This is a genomic window from Ensifer adhaerens (assembly GCF_013283195.1).
Lineage (GTDB): Bacteria > Pseudomonadota > Alphaproteobacteria > Rhizobiales > Rhizobiaceae > Ensifer > Ensifer adhaerens_G.
In genome coordinates this window covers 477,833-490,553 of record NZ_JABEKT010000003.1, presented here as the reverse complement: position 1 = coordinate 490,553, position 12,721 = coordinate 477,833, and the positions used below count along the sequence as shown (strand labels likewise).

Here is a 12,721-nt window from a genome sequence, read left to right as displayed (position 1 = left end):
CCAAAGAGGCCCAAATGTTCCACGCATCAGGTCTGTCGTCGGGGCGATGGCGCCGCCACGCTCACGCTCGTCCAGCCTTGAACAGCCAGCCGGAGGGAAACAAAATGCAAGGCGAATGGTTTTAACTGGCTGGTGGGCCGGGTCTGATCGGGAACTTGTGACGTGGCGGTCGCTAACTTAGCGGCAGCGACAAATCCCGGAAGGAGTGCATATTGAGCAATCTCGAAATGTCCTGGAGTTCGAATTTCGCCGGCAAGCGCGTGCTTGTGGTGGAGGATGAGTTCTTGCTCGCCGATGAAGCACGCGGAAAGCTGGAAAGGCTCGGCGCGGTCGTAATTGGTCCAACTGCGCGTGTTGACGATGCTCTTTTGCTCATCGACCGTAACACGATTGACGCGGCAATCCTTGATATCTTACTGGACGGCAGCGAGGTGTTCCCGGTTGCCGAGAGGCTAAAGGAGCGCGGGATCCCTTTCGTCTTTGCAAGTGCTTTCGGATCATCGGCCATCCCGGATCGTTTCAGAGGGTATGTCTTGTGTGACAAACCACTCGAGCTTGAAAATATCGCACGGGGTCTGTTCGTGCCCCCGGGTGGTCAACATTGATTTGAGAGGCGTTCATGCGGTTCGTGAGGCAAGGCAACCAGAATTGCAGTCGGTCCACCTTCCAGCGCGCGATCAAGTCTAATCGTCCGCTTCAGAAAGGTTCGGCCTGTCAGGAGATCGATGTTTTGGTGGCTGAGGCCCTCAGGGAGTTCCACGATGGTATCTTGCCAGAAATCCCGCTCCGCGCAGAGTGTATGGGAATGGACATGACGTAACATCTGCGTGGAACCGATTGCTACCACCTGCTGGTGCCGATCGTATCGAGCAAATGCGATGACTTTTTCCGCTCGCCTACCCATCGCGCGCAAGGGGACGTAATCGCCTCGTGCAAACAGCTGAGGCCAAGCGCGACGTAGATTCAGGCCTTCTTTTATTAACCGGTACTTGGCGAGGGAGGCCGGAGAATTGTCTGTCGACCCATCGGGGTAGTTCGCCTGGAGAGGCTGCCGATTGTCCGGATCAACAAGTTCGAATTTTAAATTTTCGCATCCCTGATAGAAATCGGGAATGCCGGGCGCCACTAACTTCAGCAACGTCAACACCTGTGAATTGACAAGGCCAGCCAGCATGAACGGTGTTGAAAAAGTGTGGAACTCTTGAAGATGGGATATTCCCTGCGGCGAGAATATCCCCTCGACGAAGCGTCGCAACCGCGTCTCGTATTCCTCATTTACAGCCAGCCAGGACGTCCCCATCTTCGCCTCGCGCGCCGCCTTCACGGCATAGGTTAAGAAGCGTTGATATAGGCTGGCGAGCGAGGCCGAAGAAAGCTCGGCCGGCAAAACGGCAAGCAGCGCCTGGAACAGCGTCCACTCGGTATTCGCATCAAGCCGATCCTCAAGGTGGGACAGGGCGCGGCCTTTCCATCTTTCGAATTGCGATGACCAGGATCCAGCGTCCTCGGTGATCGCCCACAGCCTGCAACGCGCATCCTCGCTCCATTTGGTGTCATGGGTGCTCGTGGCCGACAGACCCGATGGCTGTGCTGAAAGGCGTTCAAGCATCTTGGCGTGAAAGCCGTCGATCCCTCCTGACGGAAGTTCAGCCTCGCATCCGACCTCGTTTAGGGCAAGACAGCATGTATATCGATAAAAGAGGGTATCCTCGACCGCCTTGGCGAGCACAGGACCGGTAAGCTGTTGGAACCGATTGCGAAACTTAACGCCTTCTTGCCCGGCAGGCGCCAGAAGGAGTTCAGCAACTGTATCCAAGAGCGCTGCGTCATCTACTTCGCGTAATGCGCTTGCGACAGCCTGAGCGAGAATGCGTTGATCGGCGGTCGATGAAACGGTATCGCTCAGGTAGGTCCTGTAGCGCGGAAAGCCGATCAGCACTTCCTCGATCGCTGGTTTCAGGCCCGTTTGTCCAGACGCTGTTTCGGCGATTTCGACAAGGCGTTCAACTTCACCAACGAAGTGCCTTCGCACCATCTCGCTTTGCGCCTTTCTTCTTGCCAGTTCGAGGTCAGACGTCTCCGGTGCTATCCGTTCATAGGCATCGCCAAGTTCGCGAAGCCCCTCTCTTGAAACAAATACTCCGCTCGATGCATCGATGAATTCGTACCCGGTCGTGCCCGCAATCGACCATTGCGGCAAACGCTCACCCTTGACCAGGATCTTCTCCACGACGATGAAAATATCGGGGCCTGTGGCCGCGCGCAGCCGATCAAGGTATCCCGCCGGATCGACAAGCCCGTCGACGTGGTCGATGCGCAGGCCCCCTACCTGGCCGGAGTTTACCATTTCAAGGACAAGCCGATGCACGTCCTCGAACACTTGCCGCTCTTCCACCCTTAACCCTACAAGTCCGCTGATTTCGAAGAAGCGTCGATATGACAGCGCGCGGGAGGCATCCCTCCATGGGATCATTTCGTAAGCTTGGGCAGCATGAAGCTGAATCATAAATTCCTTCGATCGCGCCAGTGTGTCGAGATCGGACCCGCTCATGACTGCTGAGGACAATTCGCTGCCGGAACATAAGGGGTAGGACACATCACCATATCGGATACACGGGCAATCTCGTTCGATCGTCAGCGTGAAAGCGCCGCGGGAAACCTCGTCGCAATACTGTTGCCGCAGGACTGGAAGTGTCAGGCGCCGACGCCAATCGATATCGAAACATTGAGAATATGGGCTTGCCATCCCGTGTGCCAGGACATCATGCCACCAGGGGTTTTCGACCGAAGCAGCCATATGGTTCGGCACGATGTCGACGATGATTTCGAGGCCGTGGCGCCTAAGGACATCACAAAAGACGTTGAAGCCTTCCATCCCGCCCAAAGCTGGCTCGATCATGTTGAAGTCGACCACATCATAGCCGTGTGTCGAACCCTTTACCGCTTTCATGATGGGGGAGGTATAAACATGGCTGACGCCCATACGCGCCAGATATGGAACAAGCTTGCTCGCGCGCCTGAAAGTCATCCCCTGGCGAAACTGAAGTCGATACGTTGACGTGGGCAAGGCCATGGCGAAGTGTCCGCTTAACGGTGAAAGCGGGTATAAGAGACAAGGCTCCTAAAGGTTCCGTCTGGCGCGTCTTGATTGAAACCCTTCAGAAAAATTGGAACCAGTTTGCCTGCCTTTCGTTGGGCCCCTACGAGGCTTGACGGACGGTTCTCATGCGATTGTTTTTCAGGATAATACTCGCCGTGGCGTTTTGCGGAGCGATCTTCCTCCTCTACCGAACGCTTCGCGAATATCGCTACACCGACATCAGCTCAGCCCTTTTTTCGCTCCCAGGCAGGAATATCACGTTCGCACTCGTCTTTGCTGCTGCGTCCTACGCGTGCCTATCATGTTTCGATGCGCTCGCGGTTCGCTACGTGAGAAAGCCGCTTGCGTTGCATCAAACCATGCTAGCCTCGTTTGTCAGCTTGTCGATCGGTCACAATGTGGGCGTGGCCGCCTTGAGCAGCGCTGCCGTGCGCTACCGCTACTATTCGAGATGGGGGCTTTCGACCGCCGACGTGGCCGTGGTCGTCGTGTTTTGCGGCACGACCGTCGCCCTCGGGCTTGCAGCGCTGGGTAGCGTCGCGCTCCTCCTGCGCCCGGGGGACGCAGCCTCGATGATAGGGGTCGGGGAAGGAACGGTTTATGCCTTGGCGATCGCCGCCGGGCTCTTTCCAGTCGTTTATCTGGTATTCTCCGCTACATCGCGTACGCCATTGACGGTACTGCGATGGAGCTTCAGGTTTCCTCCTCTGATGACTGCGGCTCTCCAGATCGTGGTTGGTGTGCTCAACTTTGCGTTTGTAGCCGCCTGCCTTCATCAGACGCTCTCCGCCTTTGCCGAAGCCAGTTACCTGAAGGTCGCCACAGTTTCGATTGTCGCCAACGTGGCGGCAATCATCAGCCATGTGCCCGGGGGAATAGGCGTGCTGGAGGCGACAGTCGTTCAGATCCTACCGGGCGCTGAATCCGTTGCAGCGGTTATCGCGTTCCGTACCATCTACTACTTCGTGCCGATCATGATCGGGTTGCCCCTTCTAGGCGTGAGCGAACTTGTGATCAAGGAACGCGACGCGTCAGGCCCCAAGGCCAAACAAGCGTGAGATCACACGTTCTACAAATCCGCGCACCGTCGCGATGGGGTGAAATGGGCGGCGGGGGTCGGCTAGGGCAGTGCCCGCGACGGCCTGCGTTGGTCCACGTGCAAGGTCGATGTCGAAATGGCGAAGCCCACGCGTGGATCTGTTCAACCGTCGAATTGTCTCCCTCAATGACCCCGTGGCCTCAAGCACATTGTGCACCTCGCTCGGTGTCGAGGCGAGATGTTCGGCAAGAAGGCGCGCGCAAACACTGGCAATTCCTTTCCGACATCCATCATCGCGACCTTCAATCGAAAAGTCGGCTTCCGTATCAAGTCCTTCCGATCGGCGATTGAGGTTGGAAGAGCCCACGCGCAGGAACAGATCATCGACGATGAGGACCTTTGAATGGACAAGGATCTCTCTTTCGGCCCCGGCCGTGTCAGGAACAACGGGGTACATGACCCACAAACGATCATGGCGGTCGGCGCGCTTGAGCTTTCGGATCAAGCGGTCCCGGTTATCGCCCATGACAAGCTTCTCGATTAGGCCATGCGAGGAGCGGGTCACCACCACTACGATTTCAGGTCCATCTTCCTCATAAAGCCGCTTGAGCAAAACCTCGGCGAGCCCGAACGACGCAAGATATTGAGCTTCGATGTAGATATGCTTTCGGGCTTGGCGCAAAACGTCGTGGATGAGGTTTATCGATTCGCGGCGTGAGCGCAGCCGATCGCGGTGCGGCTCGGTACGCGACAAAGCGGTCTGGCAGCCGCTAAAGTCCGCAGGCAGGGATGCGGGCCACTGGTCCGCGTTGGTTTCAACAGGCTCAACGACCTCTCCCGTCGCATGATACCAGCGCCGGCGTACCAACGCGCGGATCATCTGCGTTGCCGGTCCTGAAACCGCAGCCTGTACATCGTGCACAGGGTCATAGGGTTTGCCATCTGGTGTAACACGCATCGGATTGTCAGGCCGGTGATCGCTGTCATCCCATCGTCTAGCGGTCAGATCCATCCCGCCCACGAAGCCAAGGCCTGCATCGATTGTGACAAGTTTTTGATGGTGGGACCCGAAAAATGGGTGACGCAGATCGAAAGCGATTGTCACGCGCTCATGGGAGAGTATCCCGCGCTTGCGAAACAATTTCAGTGATTTTCCGGAGTAGAGAGGTCCAAACGCCCAAACGAGGATCCGGACCCGTAAATCGGGAGTTCTGTCCAGGGCACGTTCGAGCAGATGCGACAGCGTCTGCGGATCGTGGGCAGCAGGATCAATCAGAATATCCGGATCAAAGTCCCATCCCACAATCCAGATCTCTCGTTGCGCCTGTTCAAAGGCCATCTGTATCTGGCGAAAATACGCAGCAGCGTCGACAAGTATAGCCACCTTTTCGGCCCTCGCCGTCTTCCACACGTTATGTCCGAGATTAAAGAACGAGGAATCCTGAGAGGAGCCAAGCGCGCCAATAGGTATCGTCCGCTTCTGGGGGGCAAAGTGTTCGGATGTCATGAAAAATGCCGTAGCTGTTCGAGTTCTGCTCCGAGCACAGTTGCCACGGCATGAGTTGTACGCAGGCGGATAGCACCCGCAAGGCATTGGGTAAATGAACGACGCGAGCACCCCCCTCGTGCGTGGTCGGCGGGCTGCTTCTTCGTCCGGCAACGGTCTGCCTCATCTCTCATAAAACCAACACCTCGGTAACACATCGCTGGATCTGCTACCCAACCAGGTTTGTGGGGATATTGTTCCGGAAACCCAGAGGCTGGCTTTGAGCCGAGCGTCGGTTAGATCAGCGCACGGTGCGGCAGTCGCAGGAGTTGTCGTCGCTCTGCATGCCTCCAATGCCTCGACCACCGTGTCGATACACATTGCACATGGGCAGGATCGCCGGCAATGCCATGTGCTTGCTTTTGATCAAGATCGAATATCGCCCCCACCAGGTAGGCACCAGTGATCAAGTGATGCGTCGCCTCACGCGGCAGCAACCCCGAGGTTCCAACTGCTAAAGCCGGTTTTTCCGGGAACGGAAGCACTCCAGCGCGGTTTTGTGCGTGTCAATAACGGCACTTGGGCCGTTTGAAAGGAGAACGAAGATGTTTCTGAGAACCCTGACCGCCTTGACCTTCGCCGCAGCTCTGGCCGCTCCCGCCCTGGCGCAGACCGATCTGGTCTGTGATGCTGCGACGATGACGAAGACTGAACAGCAGATCGGGCAAATCTCCGACGGTGCAAAGAAGATCGAAGCGTCAAAAGAGCTCACGATGGCGAAGGATGCCATGTCCGCGAATGACCTGGAAAAATGCAAGTCGCACCTGGGCAATGCCGTCAAGGGCATGGATGCTATGTAGCCTGTGAGACGTGGGGCGGGATTTCCCGCCCCACGTCGCCTCCAGAGGTGTTTTAAGACCGAGGTCGATAGAAGCGTCAATTGGGTGACGAAGCGATCTCCAAGGGAGCGATGCGCCGCTTCATACGCAGCGTCAGCGCCGGTGCAAATCGCATCATCCAACAAAATCCGATCCCGATATCAACTACCATCAGGTCGGTGCCCATCTCCATTCTCTCCCGATCGCGATCCGAGACGAACGGTCCGTTTGTCGAGGATTCCTGGCTGTGAAATCAGCCGAGTTCGGGGGGCGGTTGGCGATATCTTCCACGTTTGTAAGCGTGTCATCTACTCCACCTCCACAGGGTCTGTTCGTTGAATAGTCGTCGCATGCCGACGCAAACACACATCCAGCGGCCAAGGTTGGTCAGGATAACACGAAGGAGGAGAAAGCCATGACGAAAGAACATTGTTCCGCTGACCGTGCCGTATCGCGAGTGCAAAACCACGCGTCACTACCTGCCAGGATGAAGCAACCAATGCGCCCCTGACTGCAGGAAAGAACGACCGGGAACTCAATCGCCGAACCCGAAAGCCCCCTGAACCAGAGTTCAATGGGTGATCTGGCGATCGCCCCATCATCAATGACGATCGCTTATGCAGAACTTTACGACGACCCGGTCTCCGAGTTCGGCGCCTCGACCGATTTTGATTCCGGCGAGCCTCTGAAGCGCAGAAAAATCGAGAGCACGACAAGCACTGCAGTCGAAAGAAATTCCGATTGCCAGTTTTGAAACGACTCGAACCAGAATTCCGCGCTTGCAATGTGCGCCACGAGGCTGACCCCTTCGTTTCCGTGAGTGGCGGCTTCCACATTGTGGGCGGCTTGGCTGAATTTGAGGTGGAGGACGAAACTGAGAATGAAGAGGCCCATCAGAGCCAAACCAAGCGAATAGGCATAGATGGTTTTCAGCATGCCTCCTTTCCTCTCTGGACTGTGTGGTAAAGCGATATGGCTCGGGCTCGCTACGAGGTCTGCTTCTTTCTCTTGGTCAGGATCTCGCGATTCGGCAGAGCCCCTTTGGAACAAGAAGGCGGTCAACACGACATAGGCCGACATTTGCAGGAACTCACTTTCCCAGTTTTCAAAGAGCGCCGAGAGAAAATGTCCGCTGGCGAGATAGGCGGGAAAAGATAATGGTTCGGTACTATGTTGCGCGAGTTCGGTGTTGTGAACGGAGAACCCCGACAGAACCATACCTGCGACCGTCACGCCCGTTGCAAGCAGGAGGACGATGGTTAACCCGTGATCACGCCAGTTCATTCCTCATAATCCTTTCGAACCTTTGAGTTCATGCAGCGTCCCGTTGGCAACGCAAAGGATCGAACCTCGAGACCCCAAAATTTGTTCCGGGTCGCGAGAAAGCCCCAGTTACAGGGATCGGGAACATCGAACGCTTGGAAGTGTTGTTTGATGATGCCTCGTTGCTTTCATGAACTGCCGAAATAGGAGGTCTTCAAAAATGCAGCATATTGGCACGACAGTTACCCGCCAGGCGGGGCTGGCAACGGTTCGATTCACTGGTGAGGGTGGCGAATATGTAGATGTCGCTCTGCGTGATGACGCGCGACCGTGTGATGATGAAAAAATGATCGAGCGCGCCAAAGCGGCGATGGTCCACTTGACCGCCTTCGGCACCAGGGATGGCGGAGGAAGCCTGAACGCCTATGACGCCTTGAGCAATGGTAACCTGGATGCTGGGGAGCCCCTGATATGCGAGCCAAGCCCACCGCCTGCCGGTAGTGAGGAGCCACGCGGATGATGGATCGTGTTGGAAACTGCCTTGGTGGGGGACGGGAAATACCAAGTCCGTGCGGATCCGCTTCAAGTGAGATCTGCGACTGCTAGCAGTGGCGGCAGGGAAGTGGTTCGGCATTCGCGTTTTTCAGTGGCAAGCGTCATTTGGGCTAGCTCAGCCGCAGACCAGAACTGGGAAGATCGACAGCCGATCGTTCCAAAGGGTCATGAACTGGCTGGACCTTTTGGCCAATCATAAGACGCCCTGTTGCGCAAAACCTGAGTGCGTGTTTACGAAGGCAGTCCCGTCATTCGCCGTCACAATGGATTTGCCTCAGGCAAGGCTCCAGCGCACTGTCCGGTTGTCAAGCCGTAGCTCGGCGTCTCGTCACTACACCATCTCAGCGATCAATCACCATCGCAATCCTGTCAATTTTGGATTTCCTTGGCTTTGGAACCTATGTGCTGCAGACAGGTTACTCCAGCATGCACATCATCAAATTATTCCAGTTGCTACCCTATAGCTAACCTCGTCCCATCATTTGAAGGACCGACCATGCCCATCTTCTACTTCCGCACCACCGATCAGGAAGGCTTCAGCGCCGAAGACCGGGGTTTCGAATTCGACGATGAGGAAGCTGCTCTGCGCGAAGCGAAGGTGGCGCTTGCAGAGATGGCTGCAGACGGATTGCCCCAGGATCCGGTTTCGATGATCGGAGTTCAGGTGTTAAATGAGGATCATATCTTGCTGGTGGAGATGAGGCTGGTGCTCAAGACAATTTTCCACGGCAACACTGCTACCCCATGACTTTGGGTTTGGGGAGCGGGAACGAATAAATAGGAGAAGCATCATGCGGGACCCAAAAAAATCGCCGGCCGTACAATCCTTGCGCAAGGAGCGCGCCGAACAAGACAGCAAAAAGCAAAAAGGAAAACTGGAAAAAGGATTGGAAGATACGTTTCCGGCCTCCGATCCGGTGTCAGTCACCATCAGTTCGGTTCCAAGTGGCAGGACCGATGCCGCCGAGGCTGAGAAGGTCAAGCAATCCAGTAAGCTGAAGAATTGATTGCCTTCTCAGCGCCATCCGGGAACATCCGATGGCTGCGGACGTTGGAAGAAAGAACACCGCGTTGTCTTTCGTCGACAAGGAGCGGGCGCACGACTAGAGGAACTTAAATGGAAACGGTCGGCACTCTCTTTATCAACCCTGACCGCCTGGCTGACTGCCGGGACATGGTGGAGGACGAACTGCGAGAGTTGATAGCGAACGCCTTGAAATCAGCTTACGCTCCGCACGAAGTTTTGGTCGCTATTAGCGAGCTGACAGCAGAGGAGCTTGGTCCGACCATCGGGCTTACAAGCATCCATTAATTACGCTTATCGCCTAGTCCCGCCGATAATTTCTTGCCGTCGGCGGAACATATGTCTCACGCAAAGGTTTGACGATAGCAAGTGAGCCGGACGGTTCATTGTCCCACCCGCGTTAGCCCCCCGCGAACCGTCCGGTTTTCTGGTCTTTAGGAAATTCGGACACCAGTTTCTGTTCGCGTCGGCGGGCTTACGCGGGTAGACGAAGCTTCCAGAGAATGTGACAGAGAACATCTATCGGTCCCGAAGGCTTGTTGCCCGGTTCAACCGGAGGAACGCAGATGTCGAAGCGATTCCTTTCCTGCCAGTCTGGTGCCGCAATCCTGCTCCTCGCTCTCTTTCCCTCGGGCAGCGTGGCACAACTGAAGGGCACTGCCGCAAAGTTTTCCGATGTCGTGATCCAAGGGCCTGTGATCGAACCTGAAAGAATGGTCATTGATGATAACAAATGAACTGGTTGGGATGATCACGGCACCACAGGGCTTCAAGGTAGACGTTTTGCCAAGGTGCTCAATCCAAGGATGCTTGCCGCTTCCAGGAGCGGTATTATCAACGCGACCCGACGGTCCATCGGTGATGTCATCATGCTCAAGGATGGAAACGGGGATGTCGAAGCTGATAACAACGGTGGCAAGGCGCCCCGGCGTGCACGGCATCGCCTTTGATGATGAGAATGTCTTTCTGGTTACCGTCAATGACGCTTAATGCGCACCCTATGGGGAAGGTGTATCGCGAGCACGTGGAATTCGCAGACACCGAAACACGGGCTGCACACGGCCGCTTCCGAATCCTTCAGAAACCGCAGGCCGAGGATAAGTGCGAGTTTGGCTTGCGAGTGGAACCAAAATCGGCCAGCCCAGTTTTACCTATGCACGCGCAAATCGGTTCCGATGATTGATCTCTCCGAATCGAGTGCAGGATGGCCTCTCGCAGGAGAGGCCATCTTCTTGGGATGACCCGACGTCGCGCATGCTGTCTAGTTTTCGATATCAGGCGCGTCGATGATATTTCGATCGAGTTGATCCAACTGCGCGCCCGCCGCCACCTGCTTGCCTGATCGAGTGGTGAGGACCGCCTCTCGTCGTGTGCAAGCGGCGTCGTGGCGCGCAGCATATGTGCCTACCATACTCGCAAGTAATGCGACTGAAGACGATGAAAATCGACCCCAAGACCGGGCGTTTCAGCGAGCATTGCCGGGGCCATTACCACCATGCGATATGTCTTGGATATTGCGTCCGGTCAGGTGTGCTCACCGCGTGATGAGCCGTTGACTAGCAGGCCCCGCGAAGGTCGGTCGAAAGGTAGATATGCCGCCGCCGCCCGGCTGATTGCTCTCTCGCAAAAGGACGCCCTCGAAATCATCGTGGGAACGTTCCTCACCATCCTTCCGCATGGAAATCCTCCGTGGTCGTTCTTCGTGCGCTATAAGCGATAGTTAAAAAAAGTGAGCAAATTCGGGGGCTAGGGTGAGCGCGTCTGCCGTCATTCATGCACGAATATAACAGCGACACCTGGCTTCACCATCGAGGCGAGTTCCTCTGCATCCCAGTTTGTCAATCGTACGCATCCGTGAGAGCCGACCTTGTCGATCAACGAAGGTTCGGGTGTCCCGTGAATGCCGTAGGTTGGTTTCGTAAGGTCGATCCAGACCGTGCCAACCGGATTGTTAGGGCCGCTTGGCAGCGTCAGAACGTCGGCATTCTTTCCCTGTTGGAAGTTTACCTTGGGGTTGTAGGTGTAGTCAGGTAAGTGCGCCACTCCCTTTACCTTATGGTTGCCCGTGGGCGCAGGCGTCTCTTCGCTGCCGATCGTGGCAGGATAGGCAGCGATCAATAGACCGTCCGCCTCGAAGGCGCGGGCTTGCCCCCTTCGACTGTCAACCTCGATGCGGGCGACCTGTCCCGTCTTTGGGGACCCGGTGCCTGTCACGCGTACTTTTCCGCCAACGGCCAAGGTCGCGTGCGGATTGAGCGCGTGAAACAGGTCTATGTCCATATGGAACCGTTCGGAAAGCCGTTCTGCGACACTTGTGAACCCCAGGTGGTCCATTCTCGCCATTTTAGCGAAGTCGTGCGGAATGCTTTCTGTCAAATTCTCCAGGTCGGCATCCGAAACGACATAGGTAATGATAATTGGTTCCCTCGTCTCGAGACGCGCAATGGTTTCGCGGTCCAGATCGCCGTCGACAGGCAGCCCCTGCATCGCCTCAAATGCGGTAATCGCCTTCTGGACGTTATCGCCGGCATGGCCGTCGATGACGCCTGGCGACGCACCCGCGCGATCGAGAAGCACTTGAAGACGGATGATGGCGGGATCGGGCGCCTCGGATTGCCTAGAATGAAAGGGTTTTGGCTTGGCTGTCAAAATCTCCAAAAGCGCCGTGGTGTTGACCATATCAGCCATTTCTTCTGCGTGAACAGGAGCGCAGGTGAACGTCGCCATGACGATGACAGTAGACATGATTGTGTTGTTCATGTTGGCTACAAGAAACAACATGCAGATTTGTTCCACACGAGCTGTCGACTACGTGCAGGTCCCGTCAACACCTTCGCGTGATATTTCACGGCTGGGGTTAAAATGCTTCAGGCCTGCTCCTCGCCTGGCAGAGGCCGCTCAGCAGTTGAAGGACCGCTACATCATCGATCGGTTTTTCGCAGCGCGGGATAGCGTCGAAGCGCTGTGGGATGATCGATTGATTGTAACCGGTTGTGAAAATGAACGGGACGCCAGTTTCTGTCAGCTTATCTGCAACGGGGAACACTATCTCGTTGTTGAGGTTGACGTCCAAAATCGCCGCTTCAGGATTTTCAGAAACAATCATTCCAAGGGCATCGCTAGCGCTTCCGGCGGGTCCTATGACGGTGGCACCGGCGTTCTCAAGCGTCCGCTTTAATTCCTCCGCCAAGAGATACTGATCTTCCACAAGCAAGATCCGTCGTCGCTCGAGTGAACGCGCCGCAGAACGCGGACCAGTCATTTAACCTCCTTCTCCCCTCCTTTCGATCAGCCAGAAGCCGGGAGAGGTTACCTTCCGGTCGCTTTCGAGATGCCAAATCTGCTCAAAGTGGCAGCACCATTTTCAGACAAAGCC

The 12,721-nt window shown here is 56.0% G+C and carries 13 protein-coding genes and 1 pseudogene; 8 read left to right on the top strand and 6 right to left on the bottom strand.

What is annotated here, in order from left to right; all coding sequences use genetic code 11:
- The first annotated feature begins 212 nt into the window (after nt 1–212).
- On the top strand, nt 213–605 hold the full coding sequence (locus LPJGGPFB_RS25345; RefSeq protein ID WP_345791072.1) for a response regulator: 393 nt from the start codon (nt 213–215) through the stop codon (nt 603–605).
- On the opposite strand, the gene treY is transcribed toward LPJGGPFB_RS25345, so the two are convergent.
- Complete coding sequence (gene treY / locus LPJGGPFB_RS25340; RefSeq protein WP_173422690.1) at nt 596–3,073, bottom strand: malto-oligosyltrehalose synthase; 2,478 nt, start codon at nt 3,071–3,073, stop codon at nt 596–598. The two genes, LPJGGPFB_RS25345 and treY, sit on opposite strands and share 10 nt — an antisense overlap.
- A 152-nt stretch (nt 3,074–3,225) precedes the next feature.
- Here treY and LPJGGPFB_RS25335 point away from each other — a divergent pair, with 152 nt between their 5' ends.
- The gene (locus LPJGGPFB_RS25335; RefSeq protein ID WP_173422689.1) at nt 3,226–4,158 is read left to right on the top strand and encodes a putative bifunctional lysylphosphatidylglycerol flippase/synthetase; all 933 of its coding nucleotides are present in this window, start codon (nt 3,226–3,228) and stop codon (nt 4,156–4,158) included.
- On the opposite strand, the gene LPJGGPFB_RS25330 is transcribed toward LPJGGPFB_RS25335, so the two are convergent.
- On the bottom strand, nt 4,132–5,646 hold the full coding sequence (locus LPJGGPFB_RS25330) for a phospholipase D-like domain-containing protein (RefSeq protein ID WP_173422688.1): 1,515 nt from the start codon (nt 5,644–5,646) through the stop codon (nt 4,132–4,134). The genes LPJGGPFB_RS25335 and LPJGGPFB_RS25330 overlap by 27 nt on opposite strands.
- Before the next feature lie 584 nt (nt 5,647–6,230).
- Between LPJGGPFB_RS25330 and LPJGGPFB_RS25325 the strand changes: the two genes are divergently transcribed.
- Complete coding sequence (locus LPJGGPFB_RS25325; RefSeq protein ID WP_173422687.1) at nt 6,231–6,485, top strand: hypothetical protein; 255 nt, start codon at nt 6,231–6,233, stop codon at nt 6,483–6,485.
- A 76-nt stretch (nt 6,486–6,561) separates the two neighbouring features.
- On the opposite strand, the gene LPJGGPFB_RS33525 is transcribed toward LPJGGPFB_RS25325, so the two are convergent.
- Both LPJGGPFB_RS33525 and LPJGGPFB_RS25320 read right to left on the bottom strand, forming a co-directional pair.
- Nucleotides 6,562–6,690, bottom strand: coding sequence for a hypothetical protein (locus tag LPJGGPFB_RS33525; RefSeq protein WP_282438154.1), 129 nt, complete (start codon nt 6,688–6,690; stop codon nt 6,562–6,564).
- A 440-nt stretch (nt 6,691–7,130) separates the two neighbouring features.
- Nucleotides 7,131–7,787 carry a DUF6766 family protein gene (locus LPJGGPFB_RS25320; protein ID WP_173422686.1) on the bottom strand — a complete coding sequence of 219 codons (657 nt, stop codon included), beginning with the start codon at nt 7,785–7,787 and terminating at the stop codon, nt 7,131–7,133.
- A 199-nt stretch (nt 7,788–7,986) separates the two neighbouring features.
- Between LPJGGPFB_RS25320 and LPJGGPFB_RS25315 the strand changes: the two genes are divergently transcribed.
- The 5 genes and pseudogenes from LPJGGPFB_RS25315 to LPJGGPFB_RS25295 all read left to right on the top strand — a co-directional run bounded on the left by LPJGGPFB_RS25315 (nt 7,987) and on the right by LPJGGPFB_RS25295 (nt 10,082).
- Entirely contained in the window at nt 7,987–8,286 is a 300-nt protein-coding gene (locus tag LPJGGPFB_RS25315; protein WP_173422685.1) for a hypothetical protein, read from the top strand.
- Between the two features lie 531 nt (nt 8,287–8,817).
- Entirely contained in the window at nt 8,818–9,069 is a 252-nt protein-coding gene (locus tag LPJGGPFB_RS25310; RefSeq protein ID WP_173422684.1) for a DUF6894 family protein, read from the top strand.
- A gap of 43 nt (nt 9,070–9,112) precedes the next feature.
- Nucleotides 9,113–9,307, top strand: a pseudogene (locus LPJGGPFB_RS25305) (hypothetical protein); the annotation flags it as partial.
- Between the two features lie 131 nt (nt 9,308–9,438).
- The gene (locus tag LPJGGPFB_RS25300; RefSeq protein WP_173422682.1) at nt 9,439–9,633 is read left to right on the top strand and encodes a hypothetical protein; all 195 of its coding nucleotides are present in this window, start codon (nt 9,439–9,441) and stop codon (nt 9,631–9,633) included.
- A gap of 278 nt (nt 9,634–9,911) precedes the next feature.
- Entirely contained in the window at nt 9,912–10,082 is a 171-nt protein-coding gene (locus LPJGGPFB_RS25295; protein WP_173422681.1) for a hypothetical protein, read from the top strand.
- A 1,030-nt stretch (nt 10,083–11,112) separates the two neighbouring features.
- Here the strand turns inward: LPJGGPFB_RS25295 and LPJGGPFB_RS25290 are convergent.
- Together LPJGGPFB_RS25290 and LPJGGPFB_RS25285 are read right to left on the bottom strand one after the other, a co-directional pair.
- On the bottom strand, nt 11,113–12,126 hold the full coding sequence (locus tag LPJGGPFB_RS25290; protein ID WP_427858410.1) for a L,D-transpeptidase family protein: 1,014 nt from the start codon (nt 12,124–12,126) through the stop codon (nt 11,113–11,115).
- A 76-nt stretch (nt 12,127–12,202) separates the two neighbouring features.
- Nucleotides 12,203–12,607, bottom strand: coding sequence for a response regulator (locus LPJGGPFB_RS25285; protein ID WP_173422680.1), 405 nt, complete (start codon nt 12,605–12,607; stop codon nt 12,203–12,205).
- Nucleotides 12,608–12,721 lie beyond the last annotated feature (114 nt).

Coding starts and splice junctions, on each gene's coding strand:
- treY (WP_173422690.1), bottom strand. CDS start 3,073: ATGGCCTTGCCCACGTCAACGTATCGACTTCAGTTTCGCCAGGGGATG.
- LPJGGPFB_RS25335 (WP_173422689.1), top strand. CDS start 3,226: ATGCGATTGTTTTTCAGGATAATACTCGCCGTGGCGTTTTGCGGAGCG.
- LPJGGPFB_RS25330 (WP_173422688.1), bottom strand. CDS start 5,646: ATGACATCCGAACACTTTGCCCCCCAGAAGCGGACGATACCTATTGGC.
- LPJGGPFB_RS25325 (WP_173422687.1), top strand. CDS start 6,231: ATGTTTCTGAGAACCCTGACCGCCTTGACCTTCGCCGCAGCTCTGGCC.
- LPJGGPFB_RS33525 (WP_282438154.1), bottom strand. CDS start 6,690: ATGGGCACCGACCTGATGGTAGTTGATATCGGGATCGGATTTTGTTGG.
- LPJGGPFB_RS25320 (WP_173422686.1), bottom strand. CDS start 7,787: ATGAACTGGCGTGATCACGGGTTAACCATCGTCCTCCTGCTTGCAACG.
- LPJGGPFB_RS25315 (WP_173422685.1), top strand. CDS start 7,987: ATGCAGCATATTGGCACGACAGTTACCCGCCAGGCGGGGCTGGCAACG.
- LPJGGPFB_RS25310 (WP_173422684.1), top strand. CDS start 8,818: ATGCCCATCTTCTACTTCCGCACCACCGATCAGGAAGGCTTCAGCGCC.
- LPJGGPFB_RS25300 (WP_173422682.1), top strand. CDS start 9,439: ATGGAAACGGTCGGCACTCTCTTTATCAACCCTGACCGCCTGGCTGAC.
- LPJGGPFB_RS25295 (WP_173422681.1), top strand. CDS start 9,912: ATGTCGAAGCGATTCCTTTCCTGCCAGTCTGGTGCCGCAATCCTGCTC.
- LPJGGPFB_RS25290 (WP_427858410.1), bottom strand. CDS start 12,126: ATGTTGTTTCTTGTAGCCAACATGAACAACACAATCATGTCTACTGTC.
- LPJGGPFB_RS25285 (WP_173422680.1), bottom strand. CDS start 12,607: ATGACTGGTCCGCGTTCTGCGGCGCGTTCACTCGAGCGACGACGGATC.